Genomic DNA, 25,126 nt, shown 5'->3' with positions numbered 1-25,126 from the left:
ATATTTTTTAATCAGAATGAATGGTATTTTATTGCTTTTTAAAATATCCATCATGCAAAAATGCCACCACCTGTCCGGCAGTTTTGCGGTTGAAAAGCATACCGCTATGGCTGACTGGCAAAACAACATGATCGCGCATATTCGGACAATGCGTTTCGCTGACCAAGACCGTACCATCATGTGCGCCGTGCAAACCTAAAACACGGCCCAGCCCATACGGTTTATTGCCGGCAATACTGCCCAGCTCAACACTTACGGGCAATTCAGGCATGCTGCCGTCCAATGCCCCTTTGTAAGAGCCGCCCAATACCGGCTTTTGCAAACCCAAATTGAGTACACGTTGCGCGGCACGGCTGCCTTGGTGCGGCGTACCCATGGTAACGATACGACCGCTGACTTTATCCGGATATGCCGCCGCAAAATTGCGTAAAACCAAGCCGCCCAAACTGTGGCCGACAAAGTGCAGCGTTTCATCAGCATGGTTCTCATCAATCCATCGCGCCAAATCTTCAACATGTCGGTTCATCGAATGCAAAACACTGTAATAATCGAACAGAGCAACTTCAAAACCTTCTTGTTCCAGCAAATACGCCAGCGGTTTCATTACCCACGAATGCATGTGCAAGCCATGCAGCAAAATGATTTTGGCCATTTTTTCCTCCTGTCATTCAAATCATTATGCCACAAAGTAAAAAGGCCGTCTGAAAACCTGATTTCCAAGTTTTCAGACGACCTTCTGTTCAAACCATGCTTACTCGTCGGCTTTATAACCTTTGAGGGCAAAGAAGAAGATGTAGAGGTAGCACACGGCAGGTGCAACATAAGAAATCATCATACCGTAATCATCGGCGATCTTACCTTGCAAAACAGGAATCAACGCGCCGCCAACAATGGCGGTACAAAGAAAACCTGAAGTAGAATTGGTAAATTTGCCGAGGTTTTTGGTTGCCAGCGAAAAGATAGTCGGGAACATAATGGAGTTGAAAAAACCGATGGCAATCAACGCCCACATGGCGATGTCGGCATTACCTTTACCAACCATGATGGCAATGACGAGCAAAGCAGTAGCAACTGAGGCATTAAAGGCAAGGTAGCGGTTTGGCGCGACTCGAGTCATAACTGCCGAACCGAGGAAGCGTCCGAACATTGCACCACCCCAGTATAACACCAGCATATCTGCGGCTTTGGAATGATCAAATCCTTTCAGGAAGCCCAAAATATTGACCATGAAAGAGCCGATGGATACTTCCGCGCCAACGTAGCAGAAAATGCCAACCACACCGAAAACAAGATGTTTGTATTGCCACACGCTGCTTTTGCCGTCGTAGTTGTGTTCGCTTTCCTCAACGGCAATTTTGCGTGCATCGGGCAGACGGATCATTTTCACAAAGACGGCGAGGAGGATCAAAAATCCCGCCAAACCCAAATAAGGGATTTGGACGGAAGCAATTTGCTCGGCTTTGCTGGCTTTCTGAGCCGCATCTGTAAAAATGAGAAGTGAACCGATTTTCGGAGCAATAGTCGTACCCAATGAATTGAATGCCTGCACCAAAGTCAGCGTTGCAGATTCTTTGCCCGGTTTCGCCAACAAGGTCACATACGGATTACCCGCAACCTACAACAGGGTTACACCTGAAGCAAGAATGAAGAGAGCGTCCAAGAAAGTCGGGTAAGATTGGCTGTCTGCGGCAGGATAAAGCAACAAGCATCCGACGGCGGTCAGCAAGAAGCCGCCGATGACGCCATTTTTATAGCCGATTTTACCGACGAAATGCCCCATCGGAATCGACATGATGGCATAGGCGGTAAAGAAGCAGAACTGAACCAGCATCGCCTGAACATTGGTTAGCGTGAAAATTTTCTGCAGATGCGGAATCAAAATATCGTTCATGCAGGTAATGAAACCCATCATGAAAAAGAGTGTGGTTAGGACAACCAGCGCAGGAGTATGATTTTATTGTGAATGCGCAGACATGATTTGGCTTTCGTTTTGTTAAGATTTGCTGGAAAAATGAGCTTAAATCAGTTCATTAAACTTAACACCCATTAACAGCCGCCCGTATCATACTGATAATCCGTCACTTTGAAAACTATTTTCTAACAGCCGACTACATTATCCTTCAGCCGTTTAATTTTAAAAATTTCAATAATATTGGATTTATATTTTATTAGATTAAAAAATAAAGGCATAATCCTCTTATTAAGCCTATTATTTCTTTTTTACAATATCACTTGATGTAACTCAAAACATGCCCCCTCTTTACGCTTACCTTGCCCTGATTGCTTCTGCCTTCACTTCAGCCACACTACTTCCGGGTACATCCGAGGCGGCATACGCCGCATTTGTGTACCAATATCCGCAACATGCCCTCGGAGCATGTTTGTGTGCCGGTTTGGCGAATGGCTTGGGCAGTATGGTTTCGTATTACATGGGCAGAATGTTTCCGTCCAAGAAAAGGCCGTCTGAAAAAGTATTGGCGCGTATACAAAGATGGGGAATTTGGCCGCTATTATTTGCATGGTTGCCGATTATCGGCGATGCCCTCCCCCTTGCCGCAGGCTGGCTCAGGCTCAATGCTTTGCATTGCGCCATTATTCTGATTGCAGGCAAACTGCTGCGCTATGCCATGATTTATTGGGGAATGAACACAGTTGCCGGATAAGTTTTGACAATCCAAAATAAAGGCCGTCTGAATGATTTAGACGGCCTTTGCCTTTAATTCGACAATTACAAGACTTTCACAATGCTTTCGCACAGATAGTCGATATTGTCATCGGTAATGCCTGCAACATTAATGCGGCCGGAGCGGACGGCATAAATGGCAAACTCATTTTTCAAACGGTCGACTTGTTCGGGAGTCAGACCGCTGAAAGAGAACATACCGTTTTGTTCAATAATGAAATCAAAGTCTTGGGTTGCGCCTTTGGCTTTGAGCAACTCGACAAATTTTTGGCGCATGGCTTTGATGCGGCCACGCATTTCATCGAGTTCGGCAATCCATTGTGCTTTCAAATCATCATTTTTCAACACCAGCGCAATGGTGTTCGCGCCGTGTGAAGCCGGGTTGGAATACAAGGTACGGATGATGGTTTTGACTTGGCTGTGGGCACGGGCTGCTGTTTCTTCATCTTCGGCCACCAAAGTGAACGCGCCGACGCGCTCGTTGTACATACCGAAGTTTTTAGAATAAGAACTGGCAATCAGCAATTCTGTATTGTGTTTCAAGAACACGCGCAAGCCGTAGGCATCTTCTTCCAAGCCATTGCCGAAGCCTTGGTAGGCAAAGTCAAACAGTGGCAACCAGCCTTTTTCGGCAGAAAGTTTTGCCAAAGTTTCCCATTGTTCGGGCGTAGGGTCGATACCGGTAGGGTTGTGGCAGCAGCCGTGCAGCAGGACGATGTCGCCTTTTTGCGCTTGGCTCAAGTCTTCAATCATGCCGTCCCAATCCAAACCATGTTTGGCGGCATCATAGTAGCGATAAGGTTTGTCTTGGATACCGACCGCTTTGGCGATGGCATTGTGGTTAGGCCAAGTCGGATTGGAAATCCAGATGGTTTGCGCGTTCAACTGACGTTTGGCAAATTCGGCCGCAATGCGCAATGCACCTGTACCGCCAAGGCTTTGCGCTGTTTTGGCACGACGGCTGGCAATGATTTCGTGGTCTTTACCAAACAACAGGATTTGGGTTTGCTCGTTGTAATCGGCAACGCCGTCGATGGTCAGGTAATTTTTAGTTATCTCACTTTCCAGCAGGCGTTTTTCAGCCTCTTTGACGGCTTTGACAATAGGCGTTGCGCCGGATGCGTCTTTATACACGCCGATGCCGAGATTGACTTTTTCGGGACGGGTTTCGGCTTTAAACGCTTCGCCCAAACCTAAAATCGGATCAGCAGGAGCTGCTTCGATATGCTTGAAGAACATGATTTTTCTCTTTACAAGTGTAAAACGGTTGAAAAAATACAAATTTATGTAATTTTACGCCGTTTCAGGCCGTCTGAAAACGGATTATTACAGGGTTTTAACGCAAGATTGCCAACAAATCCAAAGGCGTGGCAATACGAAAATCGGCAAGCCAGTTTTCGGTTTGGTCTTCGGCAGAAATATAGCCCCAATCGGCAAGCACGGTCGTCATGCCTGCATTTTTGCCTGCCTGCATATCGCGCTCTGCATCGCCGACATAAAAGCATCGCTGCGCTTCGACACCCATCTGTTCGCACGCATAAAACATAGGCTTCACGCTGGGCTTGGGTTCATCGCAAGTATCGCCGCTGATAATGACGGCAGGAGGCACGGTAAACCCGAGCTTAGGCACGAGGACATCGGTAAAACGCATGGGCTTGTTGGTAATAATGCCCCATTGGATACCGCGTTGAACTAAGGCTTCCAGCATTTCATTTACGCCGTCGAACAAGATGGTTTGGTCGGCATAGCAGCGGCTGTATTCGTCCAAAAACTCTTTGCGCCATTGCATATAGTCCGGATGGTCGGGCGTAATGCCTGCACCAAGTTTGAGCAAACCGCTCGCACCGTGACTGGCCTGCGGACGGATTTCATCCATGCTTTTCTCTGGCAAACCGTGTCGGCGCAATACCGTGTTGAGCGCGCCACCCAAATCAAGTGCGGTATCGGCAAGCGTGCCGTCAAGGTCAAACAATACGGCTTGGGTCATAAGTGTTCCTTTGATGATTTTAGAAGGCCGTCTGAACAATCCAACAAGTTTCAGACGGCCTGAATATGGTTAATGGTGATGATGTTCGTGCATTTCCTGCGAACACAAAACTTCATCTTTATGCGGATGCTGTTCGCTTTCAATCTGAATCGTACAATGCCCGATGTTGTGATGCGCCAACTCATGTTCGATGCGGTAGGCAATTTGTTCGGACTCTGCAACCGTCATGTTGCCATCGACAACAATATGGCAGGACAAAACGTGGATATTGCTGGTAATCGTCCAAACATGCAAGTCGTGAACGGACTTTACGCCCTCCGTATTGCTGATAACGCTGAGCAACTCATCGGTATGGATGTTTTCCGGCGCGCCTTCCATCAAAATGTGCAAAGTCTGTTTAAACAGCTTCCAGCCGCTGCGCCCCACCAAAGCCGCTACCAGCACGCTGGCAACCGTATCCGCCCATTGCCAGCCATACGCCATCATCAGCACTGCTGCGACAATCGCCCCTATCGAGCCGAATAAATCGCTGATTACATGCAGGTACGCGCCGCGCATATTGACGTTTTCTTCAGTATCGCCATTCTTCAACATATAAACGGCGACACCGATGTTGACCAACAATCCGATAATACTGACCACCAACATGCCGCCCGTCAAAATTTCCGGCGGATAAAACAATCGTTTGACTGCTTCATAAAAAATCATTCCCGCAATCAACACCAGCGACAATCCGTTAAACATCGCCGTCAAAATTTCAAAACGCTTATACCCAAATGTCTTTTGCAGCGTGGTCTGTTTCTCGCCAAGTTTGAATGCCCACAATGCCACACCCAGCGAAAACGCATCGCTGAACATATGCCCAGCATCGGAAAGCAGGGCCAAAGAGTTGGTCAGCCAGCCGCCGACCGCCTCAACCAGCATAAATCCAGCAATAACGAAAAATGAAATGCGCAATACCTGCTTATTGGCAGTATGCGTGTGCGCGTGCGAATGATCGTGATGATGTGCCATGATGATTTTACCGTTTCAGACGGCCTTTTTATCCTGTTTCAAACTTTTCTCAAAATCTTCCAACATATCCAGCTCGAAACGGCTGAATCCAGCACGTTCCCGTGCTTCGATATTGACGTAGCCGCGGAAAATAAACATATCGTAACGCGCAATCAGGCTGCGGAACAAGGCAACCGGTTCCAAACCGCGCTCACGGCAAAGATGCTGATACCAATGATTGCCAATGGCGACATGCCCTACTTCATCGCGATAAATAATATCCAACACATCGCAGGTTTCCACATCGCCGCGCTGCGCCACTTTTGCACGAATACCCGGGGTGACATCCAAACCGCGCGCTTCCAACACCCGCGGCACCAAAGCCATGCGCAATAAAGGATCGTAAGCGGTTTTATATGCCATATCCCACAAATGCCCGTGCGCTTCAAAATCGCCGTAATCGTAGCCCAAGCTGTTCAGACGGCCACGCATCAAGCCGAAGTGAAACACTTCTTCTTTCGCCACCCTTACCCAATCGCGTACAAACTGAAACGGCATATTGCGAAAACGATACGCCGCATCCAAAGCCAGATTAATCGCATTAAATTCAATGTGCGCAATCGCATGCAACATGGCCGCATAGCCTTCGACCGTATTCATCTTGCGCGGCGTAACCTCCGAAGGCGCAACCAAACGTGGACGCAACGGATGTCCGGCAAAACGGCAATCTACAGGTTTCGACTCTTCAACCGTCAAACCTTCCGCCTCGCCCAACTGCGCAAACAAGGCCTGCGCCAACCCTCCCTTTTCATCCGGATTTTCCGACAGCAAAGCCTGTTCCAATAAAGGATAAGGATTCAGATACATACAAAACCATTGTTTTAAAAAGATAAATATTATAACCGTTTTAAAAAGCAAACAGAAAGACTATAATTTCAAGCTTTCCGTAAAATGACATTAAATACCACACCAAACCATTGTGTGCTTCATTAAAAAAACGTCAAAACCAAATGCAGGCCGTCTGAAGAAATGAAATTATTTCAGTCACTTGATTGGATTTTTCATATTTACACAAATTAAACCCTCCATTCAGCCCCTTGCCTGTTACACCATAACGTCTATACTGAACCCATCTCTCCGAACAAGGAACCAAAACATGAAAACTACCCGACTGCTCACCCTGACCGCTGCCGCTCTGCTTTCTTCAGCCATCGGCTTTGCACAAGCCGGCGCAGTGGACGCCCTGAAAAAATTCAATAATGACGCCGACGGTATCAGCGGCAACTTCAGCCAAACCGTTCACAGCAAAAAGAAAACCCAAACCACATACGGTACATTCAAAATCCTGCGCCCTGGCTTGTTCAAATGGGAATACACCAAACCCTACAAACAAACCATCGTCGGCGACGGCAAAACCATTTGGCTCTATGACGTAGATTTGGCGCAAGTAACCAAGTCCTCACAAGACCAAACCATCGGCGACAGCCCTGCCGCCATCCTCTCCAACAAAACGGCATTGGACAGCAGCTACACGCTGAAAGAAGACGGCTCTGCCAACGGTATCGACTACGTTTTGGCTACACCTAAGAAAAACAACGCCGGCTACCAATACATCCGCATCGGCTTCAAAGGCGACAACCTCGCCGCCATGCAGCTGAAAGACAGCTTCGGCAACCAAACCAGCATCAGCTTCAGCGGTTTGAACACCAAGCCTAACCTTTCCAGCGGTATGTTCAAATTCACGCCTCCTAAAGGCGTTGATGTCTTGAGCAACTAAGCTTCTAATAAAACACAAAGGCCGTCTGAACAACAGACGGCCTTTTATTTAGTTCAATTCAAAATCAAACACACTGTTACTTTTGACCTTGAATGGCAGCGGCAATTTTTTCTGCGCCTTTTTTCGCCCAGTCTGCCTGCTTGGCTTCCACCATCACGCGTACGACAGGCTCGGTACCGGATGCACGCAAGACCACGCGGCCTTTGCCTTCGAGTTCTTTTTCCACTTCAGCCAAAGCCTCTTTGGAAGCGTCCTGCCAGTTTTGGCCTTTTTTGATGCGGACGTTGATCATGGTTTGCGGATACGGCTGCCAATCGGCGCAAACGGTGGCAAGGTCTTGATTCAAGGTTTGCAGTGCGGCCAAAACTTGCAGCGCGGAAATGATGCCGTCACCGGTATTGTGTTTGTCCATGCACAAAATATGGCCGCTGGCTTCGCCGCCAATCAACCAACCGCGTTGGTGGAGCTGTTCCAACACATAGCGGTCGCCCACTTTGGCGCGGCAGAAATCAACGCCCTGCTCTTTTAAAGCAACTTCCATCGCCATATTGGTCATCACTGTACCCACTACGCCGCCGATTTCCACGCCTTCGTGCGCACGTGCTTTGGCAATCACATAAATCAGGCTGTCGCCGTCATACACTTTGCCATTGCGGTCAACCATCATCAAACGGTCGCCATCGCCATCCAAGGCAATGCCGTAATCGGCTTCATTTTGCAACACAGCCGCTTGCAAAGCTTTCGGGTGGGTCGCACCACATTTCTCATTGATGTTGTAGCCGTTTGGCTCATCACCGATGCTGACCACTTGCGCACCCAACTCGTGGAATACTTTAGGCGCAACCGCATAGCCTGCACCATTGGCGGTATCGACCACCAATTTCAGACCGCGCAAGTCCAAATGGCTTGGGAAAGTGGATTTACAGAATTCGATGTAGCGATCATCCGCACCATTAATCCGGCGCGCGCGGCCCAAACGGCTGGACGGCTGGGTTTTCATTTCTTCATCGATTTTGGCTTCGATTTCCAACTCGATTTCATCGCTCAGCTTCACACCGCCTTCGGCAAAGAATTTAATGCCGTTGTCGGAATAAACGTTATGAGAAGCAGAAATCATCACACCGGCAGACAAACGCAAAGCGCGGGTCAGATACGCTACGCCCGGGGTTGGCAGAGGGCCGGTTTGAATAACATTGACACCGGCGGCGGTAAAGCCGGCAATCAGCGCGGCTTCCAGCATATAGCCTGAAATACGCGTGTCTTTGCCAATTAAGACGGTCGGTTTAATTTCGCCTTCGTGCTGTACCAAAACCTGACCTGCCGCATAACCCAATTTCAAGACAAAATCAGGATTGATAGGGAATTGACCGACTTCGCCGCGCACACCGTCAGTACCAAAATATTTTTTTGCCATGAGATAACTCCGTGATTGTTTTGTCGTATGTGAATATGGTTGAACTTCTTTAAAAAATATTGTGTTTGAAGGCCGTCTGAATCTTTCAGACAAACCACAATCTACTACTTCCGTATTATAGCAAGATCAGACCTTCCTGCACGAAAAAAGCGCATCCTATACAGAATGCGCTTTCTATTCGAGATTCAAAGTCAAATCTTAGAATTTAGCACCAGATTGATTAGCCATGTAATCAACTGCAGCTTTCACTTCATCGTCGCTCAGGCTGCCGTTACCGCCTTTGGCAGGCATTGCGTTAAAGCCTTCGAGTGCGTGTTTGTGCAGGGTGTCTTTACCTTGTTTGATACGAGGAGCCCAGTCTTCTTTTTTGCCTACATGAGGAACACCGGGAACTGCACCGCCGTGACATGCTTGGCAGTTGGCTTCGTAAACTTTTTTACCGTCCGCACCGCCGGCAGCTGCGCCTTTGTCTTCAGTCTTGGCGGCATCTGCTTTAGGAGCATCGGCAGGAGCTGCAGCATCAGCCGCTGGAGCTGAAGCAGCTTCGCCGGAAGCAGCGGTATCGGCAGGAGCCGCAGCATCAGGATCAGGGAAAGTACCGCCGGCTTTGTTGGCCATATAAGTAATCGCGCGTTTCAATTCTTGGTCGGTCAAATCAGCCGCACCACCTTTGGCAGGCATTGCGTTGAAACCGTTCAAAGCGTGTTGGAACAAAGTATCAAAACCTTGGGCGATACGAGGAGCCCAATCGCCTTTGTTTTCAAATTTAGGCGCATTAGGAACAATGCTGTCCGCCGCGTGACATTGGATACAGATTTTGTTGAAAATCTGGTCGCCTTGACGTTCGCCGACAGGGATGCCGTCGCCCAGTTTGAGTTGGCCGACTGGTTGGATACGGGTTTGAGTCGCAGCTTCGGTTGTTTCGTTAACATCGCCGAATGAACCGCTTCCTGCCAATTTGATCAGGAAGAAAATCACTGCAATAACAATAACGATACCGCTCACAAGGGTGAACAATGCAGAGCCTTGGGCTTTGTGGTCGCGGAGTTGTTTCATTTGGTAGGCCTCGCCGTTAGGTTAGGTTGTGCTGTAAGTTATAGTTTATGTGTTAAACGCAATTAACAATATTTTGCTGGATTATACTGAATTCGCAAAGGCTTTCCAATCCATCTTGAGAAAAAGATACGCAAAAATCCTCAAAAAGGCCGTCTGAAATCTATAAGCCTTTGTAATTAATTGATTATTCCAGCCATACAAAAAAGTGGCCGCCAATGCCACTTTCAGACACTTTCAAGATAAACTTTGCCAATAAAGCCAATATGCGTTAACCTTACGGCTTCCGCACCCATAGCTCAGTTGGAAGAGTGTCAGTTTCCGAAGCTGGAGGTCACAGGTTCGATCCCTGTTGGGTGCGCCAATTATAAAGAGGCCGTCTGAAAGATGAAAATTTTTCAGACGGCCTTTTGATTTACTTCAAATAAAACTACATTCAATTTCAGATTGAACGGCTATTGCAACACTTTGGCAAATGCCTCGGCCACATAATCAATATTCGATGCATTCAAACCGGCCACACACATCCTGCCCGAATCCAGCAAATAAACGGCAAACTCGTCGCGCAGGCGGTGCACCTGCTCTACGGTCAGACCCGTATAGCTGAACATGCCGCGCTGTTTGATGAAATAGCTGAAATCGCGATTGGGGATTTTTGCCGTCAAAACATCATAAAGTTTCTGGCGCATGGCACGGATGCGGTCGCGCATGGCGTAAACCTCGTTTTCCCACAAAGCGCGCAAATCATCGCTGTTCATCACATCAGACGCAATATATGCACCATGCGCAGCAGGGCTGGAATAAATGCGGCGGATGGTAAATTTCAACTGTCCGAACACCAGCTCTGCTTCTTCCTTATTGGGACACACTACGCTCAAACCGCCGACGCGCTCGCCGTACAGCGACAGATTTTTCGAGAAAGAGTTGCTGACAAACAAAGGCAGACCCATTTCGACGGCTTTACGGATTGCATAGGCATCGCTGTCCAAATCCTCGCCGAAACCTTGATAGGCAATATCCATAAACGGAATCAGCTTGTGCGTTTTGATGATGTCCAACACCTCATCCCATTGCGCTTGCGACATATCTACGCCGGTCGGGTTTTGACAGCATGGATGCAAAATCAAGACGCTGTTTTCCGGCAATGTTTTGAAAAACGCAGTCATTTCTTCAAATTTCACGCCGACGGTTTCAGGATTGTAATAAGGATACGTCCCCACTTCAAAACCTGCGCCTTCAAAAATGCCTTTATGATTGTCCCAAGTCGGATCGCTGACATAGGCTTTTGCATTGGGGAACCAACGGTGCAAAAAGTCGGCACCGACTTTCAACGCCCCCGAACCGCCTAAAGTCTGTACGGTAGCAACACGCCCTTCTGCCAATGCCGGATTATCCTTGCCAAACAACAAACGCTGAACCGCGCTTCGATAAGTGTCCAAACCTTCCATCGGCAGATAAGGCGATGGTCGCGGTACGGCCGCACGCTCTGCTTCTGCCCGGCGGACAGATTCCAAAACCGGCATTTTACCTTCGTCATCAAAATAAATGCCTATGCTCAAATTGACTTTTTCAGGACGCTCGTCGCGTTTGAAGGTTTCAACCAAACTCAAAATCGGGTCGCCCGGATAATACTCGACATGACGGTACATGGTGCTTCCTTTGTTTTCAGACAGAATTGATGAAGATTGTGGCACTAAAAGGCTTTGTTTGCAAAATCAGGCCGTCTGAAAAATTCAGACGGCCTGATTATTTTTAAACGCTACCAATCTACCCGTTTCAAATCATTTTGCGCCAATACATCCGCATGCTCGCTGCGGCTTTGATATTCCCTGTCCTGCAAAATGCGGCGGGCGACATAATTCAAATGTAGCTTGGCCGCTTCAGCAGCCTCCGCCGGTTTGGCCTGCGCAACGGCTTCAAAAATAGCGCGGTGCTGGGCAATCAATGTCGGGCGCGGGTCTTCGGTTTGATGGATATAGATAATGCCGCTGCGTGTTTGCTGATAAAGCATTTTGAGCAGGCTACTGGAAAGATGACTGAATAGGATATTGTGTGCAGCATCGGCAATGGTTTGATGGAAGCTGACGTCTGCTTCGGCTTGATGCTCCAAATTTCCGCTTTCACAGGCCGTCTCGAACTTCTGCCGCCAGAAGTCAATGCGTTTCAAATCAGCATCAGTCCGTCTTTCGGCGGCCAGCGCCGCCATACAGCCTTCAACGTGACAGCTGAAATCGAATACATCTGTTTCCCAATTGGTATGTTTGCCGAGCAACTCCTGCCAGCTTTGTAAAAAATCCTGTTGCGGCTTGACGGAAACATAATAGCCATCGCCCTGCCGCGCTTCCAAAACCTGCTTGGCAATCAAGATATTCAATGCCACCCTGACCGACGGACGCGATACGCCGAATTCTTCCGCAAGCGTACGTTCGGGAGGCAATTTACTGCCTTCTTCATAAATGCCGGTAGCGATACGTTCTTCCAAAACGGCTAAAACCTGATCGCTGATTTTCTGCGGACGAACCAATTTCGTCATGTTGTATTCCTGATGATTGAAGGACAGTTTTATTCAGACGGCCATAAATTGGATTGACCAATTGGCCGCCCATTCTAATCAATCTCCTATTTTTTCGTCAAGAAATGTTATCAAATCGCAACATCAATAGAAAATCATAAGCAAATGACGCTTTCTATACCAAATATCTTCTTGCTTTTAGTTAAATAATTAAATTAATGAAATTCCAAATAATCAAGTTTAAACCCATATTGGTATTTTCATTAACTGCTTAAGAAGAATCAAATTTTACCATCACTGGTATAACCAAATCACGAACCAGCAAAACATGCAAATAAAATGATAAATATTGATATAAGTTAAAAACAGTATGTTTTAATTTTATTAAACTTTATATATACTACTTAAGTATTACTCGACATGACACTTAATAATAGAGAGAAACCACATGAAATACCCACCATTACTTATCTTGCCTATCGTCTTAGCCGTATCCCAAGCATGGGCAGACACTGATCCTGTACCTGAAGAAACTGTTACCCTTTCCCCTGTCACCGTCACCGGCACACAACAAGAAAAAGCCAACCGCGTTACTTTCAACCCCAAAGCTGCTTTGCAACCCCTCCCTGCCGGTGACGGGGCAGACCTTTTGCAATCCGTGCCTAATATGAGCATCATCCGCAAAGGCGGCAGCTCGGGCGATCCGCTGTTCCGTGGCTTGGGCGGCTCGCGCTTGTCCGTTAACGCCGACGACCAGTTTATTTATGGCGGTTGCGGTATGCGCATGGACCCGCCGACTGCCTATATTCACCCAAATTCATTTGATAAAGTCGTGGTCACCAAAGGCCCGCAAACCGTTACCCAAGGTATGGGCTTGGTCAGCGGCTCGGTGCAATTTATCCGTAAAGATCCTGATTTCACTGAAAAACCTTACAACATCAACGCCACCCTGACGGCGGGCAGCAACGACCGCCTTGACGGCTCGCTGGAAGCCGAGTTCGGCGGCAAATACGGCTATGTCCGTACCAATATCTCCCATAACGAAGCCGACGATTACAAAGACGGCGACGGCAACCGCATTCACTCCCACTTCAAACGCGACAGCCAAATGTTGCAACTGGGTGTTACCCCGACAGAAAACACCACCATTGCCGGCACATACGAACGCAGCAGAGCCAAGGTTGCCTACGCCGACCGCATGATGGACGGCAGCAAATTCGACCGTGATGCATGGAACATCCGCTTTACCCAACGCAACCTTACTCCATGGTTCAGCGAGTTGGAACTGCGCTACGGTAAAAGCGAAATCGACCACGTGATGGACACATACAGCCTGCGTACCATCTACAATCCTGCCGGCAAGCAGATTAAAAATGCCAACAACCCTAAACGTAATACCGATACAGGCCGTCTGAAAGCCACTTTCGACTGGGACAAGCTCAACCTGCAAACCGGTTTGGATTATTTGGATGACGTCCACGTCGCGCGTCATGAGCGTGGTGGCGACGGCTACAGCCACAAGCCTTACATGCCCAACCAAAGTTTCAAACAATGGGGTATTTTCACCGAAGCCTCTTGGCAGCAAGCCGATAATCAACGCTGGGTAGCAGGTTTGCGCCATGACCAAGTCAAAGCGCATTACGATACCGCGCGCGTGACTGACCCCGTTTTGAAACATCAAAAATTCAATTTGAACTCAGGCTTCCTGCGTTGGGAAAGAAATACGGACAACGGCCTGAAATACTATGCCGGCTTCGGTATTGCCGAACGTGCACCTGACTACTGGGAACGCCTGCGCTCTGAAAACAAAGCTATCCGAGCAGAGCAAAACCGCCAAATCGATGCAGGTGTAATCTGGAAACGTCCTAACCTCCACGCGTCTGTATCCGTATTCGGCAGCAACATCAAAGACTTCATCATGATGGAGCGCCAAGGCATGGATTTCAACGTACGCAACATCAATGCTTCACGCTTTGGCGGCGAAGCCGAAGTCAAATGGACATTTGCGCCTAACTGGGAAGTCGGCACCAGCCTCGCCTACACCCACGGCAAAAACCGTACCGACGGCAAACCTTTGGCACAAACTCCGCCGCTCGAGTGGAACAATACCCTCGCCTTTGACAACGGCAAATTCAGCGCGGGCGCATTATGGCGCGTCGTAGCCAAACAAAACCGTTACAGCAAAGGCCAAGGCAATATCGTCGGCCAAGACATCGGGGCCTCTTCAGGCTTTGGCGTACTCTCGCTCAACGCCGGTTGGAAATTCAGCAAATACGCCACATTGCAAGGCGGCGTGGACAACGTGTTCAACAAAACCTATGCTGAATTCGTCAGCCGTGGTGGAGACCCGTCTGCCGGTACTCAAACCATGCGTGTGAACGAGCCCGGCCGTACTGCATGGCTGAGACTGCAAGCGAAGTTCTAATCAGCCTCGCGCGTATATAAAAAGGCCGTCTGAAAAATTTTCAGACGGCCTTGATATTTCTTAATGATGTTTTAAACAAACAGTCCGGCGAAACAATACAACGCCGGACTGTTTGCTCACTATCGGATTAAATCAAACCCAAAGAGTTGATGAACACGACAATAATCGCAATCGGCGCAAGATAGCGAAGCGCACCCAGCCACAGATAAAGCAACTGTTTCGGAATGGTACTGCCCATGCCCGCATCACGCAGGACGGACTGTTTGTCCTGAACCCATGCTGTAAACACGGCAACGCTCAATGCGCCAATCGGCATGATGACGGCGGAAATAATAAAATCCCACAAATCAAAAATGGTTTTGCCGAAAATTTTAAACTCGCTCCATACACCGAAAGACAGCGCTGAAGGAATACCGACTATAAAAATCGCAATGCCGGTTACCCAAGCATGGCTGCTGCGCTTTTTCTCGTCTTGGCGGATGGTTGCCGCGATAACGGTTTCCAGCATGGAAAACGCGGAAGTCAGCGTGGCAAAAACAACCAACAGCATGAACACAGCAAACAAATACGTACCCATCGGCATTTTCATGAAGACCGCAGGCAACACAACAAAAATCAAACCAGGGCCTTGACCGGGTTCAAAACCGAAGGCAAATACCGCAGGGAAAATCACCAAACCGGCCAGCAGCGACACAAACAGGTTCATCCACATAATCATATGGCCGGAACGGAACATATCCTGATCTTTACCCAAATACGAAGCATAGGTAATCATCGCGGACACGCCGATACTCAAGGCAAAAAACGCCTGTCCCAAAGCAGTCAGCATCGTACCCGGTTTCAAATACGACCAATCCGGTTTCAACAAGAATGCCACGCCCTCCATTGCGCCGGGCAAGGTCAGCGAACGGACAGCCAACGCGATAAAGAGGATAAACAAACCCGGCATCAACACGCGGTTTGCCTTTTCAATGCCGTCTGAAACGCCGCCTTTGACCACCCAAATGGTAATCAGCATAAACAATCCTTGGTAAAACAGCGAACCAAACGGCGAAGAAATCGTATTTTCAAACAGAGCCTTAAAGTCTGCGCCAACATGAATTTCGCCAGTAAAGCTGTGTACGACGTAGTTCAATACCCAGCCGCCGACCACGCTGTAAAACGACAGCAAAATAAAACACGCGGCCACACCCATGCGACCAACCCACGGCCACTGCGAACCGGGGCGCAATACTTTGAAGGAGTCGATGGCATTTTTACCGCCCGTGCGGCCGATGTAAAACTCGGCCAGTTGAACCGGCAAAGCCACCAAAATCGTAAAAATCAAAAACAAAAGAAAGAATACGGCGCCACCGTTTGTACCGGCCGTATAAGGGAATTTCCAAATTGCACCCAAACCGATGGCCGAGCCTGCCGCAGCAAGCACAAAGCCGATTTTAGATGACCAAGATGAATGGTTGCTCATGATGTAATATTAAGAAACGTGAAGATGCCGAATTGTAACAGGGTGAAGTCAAGCCGTGAGTGGCCGGCAGACAGTCGATAAGTAATTCGCACGGATGGTGCGTACTTACCAAGCAAATTAGCATGAATTTTTGATAATTAAACTTTCAATAGCATAAATTTTATTTTTATATTCTAAATTTGACGGTTTATTTTAAAAACAAGCATATAAAAGGCCGTCTGAAACCTTGTTTTTAAGGTTTCAGACGGCCTTTATCCTTAAGCCGCTTTATTTTTTCATGGCATCGGTCATAACTTTGACATTGTAGCGGTACATGCCGATATAGCTGTTGGCCGGTGCGCCACCCAATGCATCGGAATACAAACGTCCGCTGACATTGACGCCTGTTTCTTTGGCAATACGGTCAATCATGCGCGTGTCTTTGATGTTTTCAGTAAAGACGGCTTTAATGCCCTCGCGTTTGATTTGGCGGATGATGGAAGCCACTTGTTTGGCAGACGGCTCGGCTTCGCTGCTCACGCCTTGAGGGGCGATGAATTCAATATTGTAGCGTTTGCCCATGTAAGAGAACGCATCGTGTCCGGTCAAGACTTTACGCTTGGCGGCAGGTACGGCATTAAAGGCAGCCTGCGCATCACTGTGCAGTTTTTTCAGCTGCATTTGATAGTTGCCCAAACGTTGCTGATAGTAGGTTTTGCCCTCAGGGTCGGCTTGAATCAGCGCATTGGCAACGTTTTGCGCATAAGTACCCATCAGGACGGGGTCGGTCCAAACGTGCGGATCAAACTCACCATGATCGTGATGATAGCCTTCATGATCGTGGTCATGATGATGGCCGTCCTCTTCTGCTTTCAAAGCCTGAATGCCTTTGGTCGCTTCCGCGAAAGGCACCTTGCTCTGTTTGACGGCGCGCTGTACATCGGCGGCCTCCAAGCCCAAACCGTTAAGCAATACCAATTTGGCACTGCGGATTTTTTTGATGTCGCCACTGGTCATGTGGTATGCATGGCTGTCTTGGTTAGGGCCCACCAAGCTTTGAACGGCCACGCGGTCGCCACCAATCTGTTTGGCCACGTCGCCCAAAATGCTGAAGCTGGTCACAACAGGCAGCGGAGCGGCATAAGCGGCACCGGTCAATAATGCGGCAACGATGCCGAGTTTCCAATGTTTCATATTCTCTCCAGTGATATAACGTAACATTAACATCATCATAAAACAGACCGCCTGATTATTCAAGCGGCCGTCTGAAAAATCATGCCGTGCGGTGTTTCTTGCGGCGCAGCCATTTTGCCAAAATACCGCCTTCCCAACCGAACACGACGGAAATCAGGTAAAGCGTGCCGCAGCATAAAATAATCGCCGGGCCGGACGGGATTTCGATATGATAGGAAAACAACAGTCCTGCCAAGCCGCAAAGCAAAGCCAATGCGACAGACAAAATCATCAGCCAACCCATGCTTTTTGCCCACAGTCTGGCGGTAATCGCCGGCAACATCATCAAGCCTACCGACATCAGCGTACCCAATGCCTGAAAACCGGCAACCAAATTCATTACGACCAGCACCAAAAACAACACATGCCAAAAGCCGCCCTTACCGCCGACAGCCTTGAGGAACAAAGGGTCTATGCTTTCCAACACCAGCGGACGGAACATCACAGCCATCAGCAAAATAGTGACACTCGCAGAAACGGCAATCAGCTGCAAAGCCGGAATATCCACTGCCAATACCGAGCCAAACAGCAAATGCAGCAAATCGACGCTGCTGCCGTTTTTGCTGACCAAAACCACACCGATGGCGAGGCTGCTCAAATAAAATGCGGCAAAGTTCGCGTCTTCTTTCAATGAAGTAAACCGGCTGACCAATCCTGCCAACAACGCCATCAGCAAACCGGCCACAAAACCGCCGACACTCATCGCAGGCAAACTCAAACCGGCAAACATATAGCCAATAGCCGCACCGGGCAAAACTGCATGGCTCAAGGCATCGCCCACCAAACTCATGCGGCGCATCACCAAAAATACACCGACAGGCGCCGCGCTCAATGCCAGGCAGAAAATCGACGCCAAGGCATAGCGCATAAAGTCGAATTCGACGAACGGCGCGACGACCAAATCATATAAATCCATGTTTTATCGCTTTTTTATTAATCTCTGAAAGCCTTAGGCCGTCTGAAAAATACTCACTTTCAGACGGCCTTGTCCATTAAACCGCGCACCAATCGGCCGCTTCCTGCTTCTGCATCATTCGGTTTGCCTGCGCCAAAAATTCATCGGTCAACACATTTTCCGTCGCACCGGCAGTCACTTTCTCACGCGCCAAAAGCAGCGTGTTGGCAAAATATGCCCTGACCTGCTCGTAATCATGCAACACGGCAATCACTGCCTGACCGTCCTGATGGCACTGGCGCAAAACTTCCAACAGCGCATAAGTCGTCCGCGCATCCACCGCGTTAAACGGTTCGTCCAGCAGCAAAAATTTGGCATCCTGCACCAGCATCCGCGCAAACAATACGCGTTGGAATTGGCCATTAGATAAGTGCGCGATTTGGCGCGTGGCAAAATCCTGCATTTCCACGCGTTCCAAAGCCGCCATCACGCGCTTTTTCTGCGCTGCGTTCACGCGTCCGAAAAAGCCGATTTCATACCACAGCCCCATCGCCGCCAGTTCAAACACCGTCATCGGCTGGCTGCGGTCAATATCCGACTGCTGCGGCAGATAGGCAATGTCCTTGCGCGCCATATTTTCATAGCGCACGCTGCCCGTGTCCGTCTTCTGCAAGCCCATAATGGCTTTGAGCAGGGTCGATTTACCCGCGCCGTTCGGCCCGAAAATCGTCCACATCTTGCCATCTTCAAACACCATATCGACATGGTGCACCACCGGCCTGCGCTGATAGCTGACCGTTAGATTTTCTACCACGATACTCATGGCGATACCGCCCAAAAATATACAGCCCACAACGCTGCCAATGCGGCAAGCGCAATCAGCAGCCTTTGCAGCAATCCGGTCAACAATACAGAATTCATAAGCCTAAAACCGCCCTTGCCCGAATACGGACAACAGGCCGTCTGAAAGAAAATTAAAACATTAAAATGATACTGTATAACGTTAACCCTGTAAATTTCTTTCGTTTTCAGACGGCATCAGGCAAAAGGCCGAATATCGGTTACAATCCATTTTTTATTTGATGATTGTCCTATGTCTATTCCACTCTTAAACGAAAAACTCAATACCGAAACCGCCCGCATTTCATGGGAAGAGCTGCAACCCCACTTCGCACGCGGTGCCGCCGTCTATGTTGCGCCTGATTTGGATTTGATCGCCGTCGCCCGCCATGTTGCCGAAGATGAAGCCGCGCCATTGAAACAATGGATGGAACAAGGCAAATTCGGTGCCATCAGCGATGATATGGCGCGCACATTTTTAGCAGATAAGCAGGAAATGTGGGCGGTTGTCGTGGCACCGTGGGTATTGGTACAGCCCTGCAAAGACTGATAAGGCCGTCTGAAAAAACAAAACCGGAACATTTCGCATGTTCCGGTTTTTCATTTTTCAGACGGCCTATTGCAAAGTAAAGCCTGCTTTAAATTCAAGCTTCGGCACCCCGATAACGAAACGTTTGCCGATGCTGTCTTCAAATTCATACGCGCCTTCGATACTGCCCCAAGGCGTGCTGATTTGCGAACCGCTGTTGTACTCGTAGGCTTCGCCCGGGTACAAAACAGGTTGCTCTTCAATCAGGCCGGCATGACCAACCTGCTCTGTCTCACCGTGTCCGTCGGTAATTTCCCAAAAACGCTGACGCAAAGTAATGATTTCATCACTGCGGTTGCAGATGGTAATCAGATAATTGAAGGCGTAGCGGTCGCGATAGACGTCGCTCTGACCGGCCATATAACGCGGCTCCACGTTAATCTCGATTTCATTCATAATTGTTTACCCCGTATGGTATTTATTTTATTTCAATCCGGATAATTCCGGCGTGTCCGCCCTATTTTTGCAAAGGGTCGAAACACTTAAAACGCATCACGCGATCCAATAAAACAGGCCCAAGACCATCAAGGTCATCACAGCCGCAATCAAATCATCAAGCATAATGCCTAAACCTCCATGAATCCGCCGGTCAAACCATTTGATCGGCCATGGTTTCAACGCATCAAACAAGCGGAAAATAATAAAAGCCGCCAGCCACCAGCTCCATTTAAACGGAATCAGTGACAGCACCAGCAGCATCGCGACAATTTCATCCCAGACGATACCGCCGTAATCCTGAATACCCAATTCCCTCTCGGTATAACCGCAAATGCGGATACCCCAAAAAAACAAGGCGATACACAATAAAAGCAATATCCAGCCGTCTATGCCCAACAGGCACAATACAAAAGCCAGAGGTAATGCTGCCAGCGTTCCGGCCGTACCCGGCGCAACCGGCGACAAGCCGCTGCCGAAACCGAATCCTAAAAAACACAATGGTTTGTGCAACAGCCAAGAAAAAGTAGGTTTACGTTCAGCCAAAATGATCAAATCCTAAAGAAGTCAGTTCCAATACGCCGCCTTCGGCATCCAAAATATTCAGACGGCCTGAGTCAGTCATTTTACCAATTCGGGCGACCGGTACGCCACTTTGTTTCGCTGCCTGACAAACGCGTTCCCTGTCTTCTGGAGCGGCAGTAAAAATCAGTTCGTAATCATCGCCGCCGGCCAATACTGCCGACAACCATTGCTCGCGCGACAAAACGTTTTTCAATTCAGGCAACGACGGCACACAATCGGCAAATATTTCCGCTCCGACAGCAGAGGCTTTTAAAATATGTCCCACATCTTGAGCCAGGCCGTCTGAAACATCTTGCGCAGCATGGGCAAATGGCAACAATGCCTGACCCAATGAAACACGCGGCTCCGGACGGAGCAATTTATCATCGCAAACCGCCATGATTTCAGACGGCAATTGATAATGCCCCAGATGTTTGTTCAACGCAGCGGCAGCCAAACCCAACCGACCCGATACCCAAATATCGTCGCCGACTTCGGCCGCATCACGCCGCAGGGCATGCCCTGTCGGAACTTCACCTACTATTGTTACATTAAAGACCAAATCGCCCTTGGTGGTATCACCACCAATCAACACCGTATCAAAACGCGCAGCCAAAGCAAAAAAGCTATCGCAAAAGCGTTTGAGCCAGTCTTGATTCAATTCAGGCAACGCAGCACTGAGCAACACCCAACGCGGCTTGGCACCCATTGCGGCCATATCGGACAAATTTACTGCAAGCATTTTCCATGCCAAATCTTCGGGCAAAACATCTTCAAAAAAATGTCTGCCTTTGATCAACATATCAGCGCTAAAACATAAATCAAATCCGTTACTTGGGCGAATAATAGCGGCATCGTCCCCTATACCCAAAATCAGACCTTCCGATTTTTGTCGCTGCAAATATTGTCTGATAAAGTCAAATTCCGTCATATTTATCCAATATAACTATAACTTAGATTACTATATCTAATTTTGTGCCAGCCTGATGTTTGCCTGCTAAAACGTCAAACATTACACTTCAACACTATTTAGATATAAAACTCAATAGGTTAAAGGCCGTCTGAAAATATAGATTTCAGACGGCCTCATGTTTTCAAACCACTCTGAGCAGGTAGATTTACAGATAGACGATTTCGCCTGTCCGCCCCCTGCTCTCTTGACTTGCCCACCAAATAAATTGCGGCAGGACATCTTCGTAGTTTTTACGTTCGCTTTTCGATTCGCCCGGATGAGATTTGATACGTTGCGGCGAATTGATGGCACCCGGCACCAAAACATTGGCACGCAGGTTGTCAAAACGTTCCCACTCATCCGCGGCCACTTTACACAAATAATTGAGCGCGGCTTTGGAGGCACCGAAACCGCCCCAATAGGCTTGCGGTTTTTCGCCGTGGCTTTCGCCAACAAAAATCACAGAAGCGTCTTCGGATTGCTTCAACAATGGGAACAGCGCACGGGTCAAACCCATAGGTGCCACGGTATTAATACGGTATTGGTTGACCCATTCTGATACGGTTTGGAAATCCAATGGCGACAAAGCATAGAAATAGCTGGCGCAATGCACCACGCCATCCAATTTTCCGCCGGTAGCTTCATCAATGGTTTCCGCAAACTGTTTAAATTCTTTTTCCTCAGCGCTCATCAAATCAAAGCAGATGGCAAACGGCTCTGGGCTGCCCGCAGCCACAATGGCATCATATACTTTTTCCAAACGCTTTTGATGACGCGCCACCAAAATAACAGTCGCTCCGGCCGCCGCATAGGCTTTGGCAACCTGCTCGCCCAAGCCTTGGGATGCGCCGGTAACCAAGATGGTTTTGTCCGCTAATGTCGTCATGACTTTTCCTTGAACTTTATGGTTTCGGATATTGTATCGGCTTGGTAAGTTTTGTAAAGTCAAAAAGGCCGTCTGAACATTCAGACGGCCTCAGTTTATTCAAACCGCAAATCCAGCATAAGCTTTTCAGCCGCGGCAAAACCTGACTGAACCGCCGCTTCCAAGGTTGCCGGATAGCGCGGATGGAGGTAGTCGCCGGCCGGATAAATACGGCGATGGTGCAGCCATGAGAAATCAGGTTGTACAAAATCAACCGTTGCCGCCGTAGTCGCGCGTTTTTCCGTAATAATGCGTACGGCTTCGGGTTTATCCAAATCCGGACAAATCCGCTTGATGTCCGCATGAATTTTCTCGGCTAAATCTTTATCCTTCCAAGCCTCGGTGTAATCGGAAACGCTGATGACGACCGCGACTTCATTATCCGGCAAACCCAACGCCCCCCGATGCAGCACCCACTGCGCCGTACCATCAGCAAACCCGGTTAAAGGCGCAGGCAATTTGACTGCTTGGGCATAACGCAAATAAACCGTAGTAATCGCATGGTAATGCAACGATTGATAGGCCGTCTGAATATAGTCAGGCGTATCTTCAGGCAAAAGCGCGTCAATATGATATGGCGCAACAGCCAAAATCACCGCATCAAATACTTCGCCATTGATTTCAATTCGGCCATCGATATGATGGTTTAAATGTGTAATACGGGTTTCAAGATGTATTTTTGCACCATGCTTGTGCAGGAAATCCAAAGCCGGTTCGGCTACGATCCGCCCTAAATCCTGCTTAGGCAAAAGATAATCGCTGTTCGCCTTTTCAGACCACACGCCATCATTCAATACATTGCATAAAATGCGCAACGATGCCTGTTCTAACGGCGTATTTAAAGCACCCCAGACCAAAGGTTGCCAAAATTGGCCAAGCAGGCTGCGGGGAACATTTCGTGTTCTCAACCACTTTGCAACGGTCAAATCAGTTTTATGATGGCCTGCCCACCGCTGCAATGCCGACATATCCGACAGCAATTTGATTTTCAATGAAAAGGAAAGATTTTTTGCAAGCAGGATACCGACAAGCAAATGCCAAGGCGCAGGCAGAGAGGCCGTCTGAAATTGCAATCCCTCATGGATGTACCATTGCAAAGGCTGGCGTAAAAAGGCTGATTCAGGTTGAACGCCAATATGTTGCATCAAAGTTTGAACACCATGATACGCACCCAATAAAATATGCTGCCCATTATCCAAAAAGCTGAATCCATCATCTTTCCCTGCTAAGGCACGCGCCCTACCGCCCGCTTGCCTCCCGGCTTCAAACAAAGCAATATCAGCTCGTTGAATCAGGGAAACCGCCGCAGACAAACCTGCCCAACCGGCACCAATCACAGCAATTTTTGGACGCCGAATATTCATGGTTTAAATCCAAACAGCCAAGTTTTCAAAGCAATACGTTTTTTACGGGGAGAAGGAATCGCAATTTTGTAAGTCAACACATTTTGCGCACCATCACGGTCGATTTCATTTAACAACGCATAATAAATGGCCGCCATAATCAGGCCGACTTTTTGCGATTTCTTATCCGCAGTCGGCAAAAGCAACATAGCCTCACGATAAGTTTCACGGGCCCTATCCACTTGAAACTGCATTAATTTCGCAAAATTGTCTGTCGGTTTACACTGCATGATGACGTTGGCAGGCACATCAAATTTCTGCATTTCCTCTATCGGCAGATAAATTCTTCCCTGCCGCGCATCTTCGCCCACATCACGAATAATGTTCGTCAACTGCAAAGCCAAGCCCATTTTTTCCGCATATTCCAAAGTTTGGGGATTTGAAAAACCTAAAATCCGTGCAATAAGACGCCCCACAACTCCAGCAACACGGTGACAATACAGCTTTAATTCATCAAAACTACCATAACGAGCCTGCACCAAATCCATCTGCATGCCATCAATCAAAGCTTCAAATTCATTCTTCGGCAAATCAAAACTTGCCCGAATATCCTTTAAAGCTTGATGAACGGGATGCTCAGGCATCTCATTATTAAACACTTTCTCCAAATCACTGCGCCACCAATTCAAGGTAATCTGAGCCACATTCGGATCGGTACAGCCATCGACCACATCATCCAGTTCGCGACAAAAAGCATATAAAACAGTGATCGCATTTCGTTTTTCTACTGATAAAAAACGAAAACCGGATAAAAAACTGGAATGGCTTTCCGCAGCCTTTTGACGACAATAATCTAAAGCAAGCACTGTGTATCCTAAAAATATCGTTATAAATAATTAGCAGGGATTTTATCTGTATTTAAAAAAGTACGCCAATATCAAAAACTCATCTTACAACAAGGCCGTCTGAAAGCTATTCTTAAGTATCTTTCAGACGGCCTAATATCCACCGTCGCCAAGATCGAAACCAGCAGCATCACCACCAACAGCTGTATCAAAGAGT

The 25,126-nt window shown here is 48.2% G+C and carries 23 protein-coding genes, 1 tRNA gene and 1 pseudogene; 5 read left to right on the top strand and 20 right to left on the bottom strand.

The window, feature by feature from the left end; translation table 11 throughout:
• Positions 1-28 precede the first annotated feature (28 nt).
• Positions 29-652, bottom strand: a complete 624-nt coding sequence (locus HMPREF2560_RS07840) for an alpha/beta fold hydrolase (RefSeq protein ID WP_070607616.1) — start codon at positions 650-652, stop codon at positions 29-31.
• Between the two features lie 99 nt (positions 653-751).
• A pseudogene (locus HMPREF2560_RS07835) lies at positions 752-1,939 on the bottom strand (sugar MFS transporter).
• Positions 1,940-2,249: 310 nt separating this feature from the next.
• Between HMPREF2560_RS07835 and HMPREF2560_RS07830 the strand changes: the two are divergent.
• Positions 2,250-2,663, top strand: a complete 414-nt coding sequence (locus HMPREF2560_RS07830) for a YqaA family protein (RefSeq protein ID WP_070735069.1) — start codon at positions 2,250-2,252, stop codon at positions 2,661-2,663.
• 65 nt (positions 2,664-2,728) lie between these two features.
• On the opposite strand, the gene HMPREF2560_RS07825 is transcribed toward HMPREF2560_RS07830, so the two are convergent.
• From HMPREF2560_RS07825 to HMPREF2560_RS07810, 4 genes are all read right to left on the bottom strand, one after another.
• Positions 2,729-3,922 carry an amino acid aminotransferase gene (locus HMPREF2560_RS07825; RefSeq protein WP_070735071.1) on the bottom strand — a complete coding sequence of 398 codons (1,194 nt, stop codon included), beginning with the start codon at positions 3,920-3,922 and terminating at the stop codon, positions 2,729-2,731.
• A 97-nt stretch (positions 3,923-4,019) separates the two neighbouring features.
• The gene (locus tag HMPREF2560_RS07820; RefSeq protein WP_070735074.1) at positions 4,020-4,670 is read right to left on the bottom strand and encodes an HAD family hydrolase; all 651 of its coding nucleotides are present in this window, start codon (positions 4,668-4,670) and stop codon (positions 4,020-4,022) included.
• 69 nt (positions 4,671-4,739) lie between these two features.
• The gene (locus HMPREF2560_RS07815) at positions 4,740-5,684 is read right to left on the bottom strand and encodes a cation diffusion facilitator family transporter (protein ID WP_070735076.1); all 945 of its coding nucleotides are present in this window, start codon (positions 5,682-5,684) and stop codon (positions 4,740-4,742) included.
• A gap of 15 nt (positions 5,685-5,699) precedes the next feature.
• On the bottom strand, positions 5,700-6,530 hold the full coding sequence (locus HMPREF2560_RS07810; RefSeq protein ID WP_070735078.1) for a ferritin-like domain-containing protein: 831 nt from the start codon (positions 6,528-6,530) through the stop codon (positions 5,700-5,702).
• A gap of 289 nt (positions 6,531-6,819) precedes the next feature.
• Between HMPREF2560_RS07810 and lolA the strand changes: the two genes are divergently transcribed.
• A complete protein-coding gene (lolA, locus tag HMPREF2560_RS07805) occupies positions 6,820-7,440 on the top strand; it encodes an outer membrane lipoprotein periplasmic chaperone LolA (protein ID WP_070735081.1) in 621 nt (206 codons plus the stop codon).
• Positions 7,441-7,516: 76 nt separating this feature from the next.
• Here lolA and glmM read toward each other — a convergent pair whose 3' ends face one another.
• On the bottom strand, positions 7,517-8,854 hold the full coding sequence (gene glmM / locus HMPREF2560_RS07800; RefSeq protein WP_004520640.1) for a phosphoglucosamine mutase: 1,338 nt from the start codon (positions 8,852-8,854) through the stop codon (positions 7,517-7,519).
• 198 nt (positions 8,855-9,052) lie between these two features.
• The gene (locus HMPREF2560_RS07795; RefSeq protein WP_070607619.1) at positions 9,053-9,910 is read right to left on the bottom strand and encodes a c-type cytochrome; all 858 of its coding nucleotides are present in this window, start codon (positions 9,908-9,910) and stop codon (positions 9,053-9,055) included.
• A gap of 285 nt (positions 9,911-10,195) precedes the next feature.
• On the opposite strand from HMPREF2560_RS07795, the gene HMPREF2560_RS07790 reads away from it, so the two are divergent.
• Positions 10,196-10,271, top strand: a tRNA-Arg gene (locus HMPREF2560_RS07790).
• Positions 10,272-10,362: 91 nt separating this feature from the next.
• Here HMPREF2560_RS07790 and HMPREF2560_RS07785 read toward each other — a convergent pair.
• Together HMPREF2560_RS07785 and HMPREF2560_RS07780 are read right to left on the bottom strand one after the other, a co-directional pair.
• The gene (locus HMPREF2560_RS07785) at positions 10,363-11,556 is read right to left on the bottom strand and encodes an amino acid aminotransferase (protein WP_070607622.1); all 1,194 of its coding nucleotides are present in this window, start codon (positions 11,554-11,556) and stop codon (positions 10,363-10,365) included.
• Positions 11,557-11,666: 110 nt separating this feature from the next.
• Entirely contained in the window at positions 11,667-12,440 is a 774-nt protein-coding gene (locus HMPREF2560_RS07780) for a FadR/GntR family transcriptional regulator (RefSeq protein WP_070589682.1), read from the bottom strand.
• Between the two features lie 427 nt (positions 12,441-12,867).
• Here HMPREF2560_RS07780 and HMPREF2560_RS07775 point away from each other — a divergent pair, with 427 nt between their 5' ends.
• A complete protein-coding gene (locus tag HMPREF2560_RS07775) occupies positions 12,868-14,844 on the top strand; it encodes a TonB-dependent copper receptor (RefSeq protein WP_070607624.1) in 1,977 nt (658 codons plus the stop codon).
• A gap of 127 nt (positions 14,845-14,971) precedes the next feature.
• Here the strand turns inward: HMPREF2560_RS07775 and HMPREF2560_RS07770 are convergent, their stop codons facing one another.
• From HMPREF2560_RS07770 to HMPREF2560_RS07755, 4 genes are all read right to left on the bottom strand, one after another.
• A complete protein-coding gene (locus tag HMPREF2560_RS07770; RefSeq protein WP_070607627.1) occupies positions 14,972-16,309 on the bottom strand; it encodes a sodium-dependent transporter in 1,338 nt (445 codons plus the stop codon).
• Between the two features lie 267 nt (positions 16,310-16,576).
• Complete coding sequence (locus HMPREF2560_RS07765; RefSeq protein ID WP_141748413.1) at positions 16,577-17,482, bottom strand: metal ABC transporter solute-binding protein, Zn/Mn family; 906 nt, start codon at positions 17,480-17,482, stop codon at positions 16,577-16,579.
• Between the two features lie 79 nt (positions 17,483-17,561).
• Positions 17,562-18,437, bottom strand: a complete 876-nt coding sequence (locus tag HMPREF2560_RS07760; RefSeq protein WP_070607633.1) for a metal ABC transporter permease — start codon at positions 18,435-18,437, stop codon at positions 17,562-17,564.
• A 76-nt stretch (positions 18,438-18,513) separates the two neighbouring features.
• Complete coding sequence (locus HMPREF2560_RS07755; RefSeq protein WP_070607635.1) at positions 18,514-19,239, bottom strand: metal ABC transporter ATP-binding protein; 726 nt, start codon at positions 19,237-19,239, stop codon at positions 18,514-18,516.
• A 270-nt stretch (positions 19,240-19,509) separates the two neighbouring features.
• Between HMPREF2560_RS07755 and HMPREF2560_RS07745 the strand changes: the two genes are divergently transcribed.
• Positions 19,510-19,806, top strand: a complete 297-nt coding sequence (locus tag HMPREF2560_RS07745) for a DUF2288 domain-containing protein (protein ID WP_004520632.1) — start codon at positions 19,510-19,512, stop codon at positions 19,804-19,806.
• A 66-nt stretch (positions 19,807-19,872) separates the two neighbouring features.
• On the opposite strand, the gene apaG is transcribed toward HMPREF2560_RS07745, so the two are convergent.
• The 6 genes from apaG to hpnD form a co-directional block, all read right to left on the bottom strand.
• Positions 19,873-20,241: a Co2+/Mg2+ efflux protein ApaG gene (gene apaG / locus HMPREF2560_RS07740; protein WP_003682575.1), complete on the bottom strand. Its 369-nt coding sequence runs from the start codon at positions 20,239-20,241 to the stop codon at positions 19,873-19,875.
• Between the two features lie 96 nt (positions 20,242-20,337).
• A complete protein-coding gene (locus HMPREF2560_RS07735) occupies positions 20,338-20,826 on the bottom strand; it encodes a phosphatidylglycerophosphatase A family protein (protein WP_049350702.1) in 489 nt (162 codons plus the stop codon).
• Positions 20,819-21,775 carry a thiamine-phosphate kinase gene (gene thiL, locus HMPREF2560_RS07730; protein ID WP_070607638.1) on the bottom strand — a complete coding sequence of 319 codons (957 nt, stop codon included), beginning with the start codon at positions 21,773-21,775 and terminating at the stop codon, positions 20,819-20,821. The genes HMPREF2560_RS07735 and thiL overlap by 8 nt, the downstream gene beginning before the upstream one ends.
• Before the next feature lie 187 nt (positions 21,776-21,962).
• A complete protein-coding gene (locus HMPREF2560_RS07725) occupies positions 21,963-22,682 on the bottom strand; it encodes an SDR family oxidoreductase (protein WP_049331115.1) in 720 nt (239 codons plus the stop codon).
• A 95-nt stretch (positions 22,683-22,777) separates the two neighbouring features.
• Positions 22,778-24,085: a hydroxysqualene dehydroxylase HpnE gene (gene hpnE / locus HMPREF2560_RS07720; RefSeq protein WP_070607641.1), complete on the bottom strand. Its 1,308-nt coding sequence runs from the start codon at positions 24,083-24,085 to the stop codon at positions 22,778-22,780.
• Positions 24,082-24,930 (bottom strand): presqualene diphosphate synthase HpnD, encoded by an 849-nt coding sequence (hpnD, locus tag HMPREF2560_RS07715; protein WP_070607643.1) that lies wholly within the window; start codon positions 24,928-24,930, stop codon positions 24,082-24,084. The genes hpnE and hpnD overlap by 4 nt, the downstream gene beginning before the upstream one ends.
• Positions 24,931-25,126 lie beyond the last annotated feature (196 nt).

It is taken from the genome of Neisseria sp. HMSC078H04 (genome assembly GCF_001838135.1).
Classification (GTDB): Bacteria; Pseudomonadota; Gammaproteobacteria; order Burkholderiales; family Neisseriaceae; genus Neisseria.
Note: the sequence above shows the minus strand (reverse complement) of the source record. Positions and strands in the feature narration are given on the sequence as shown.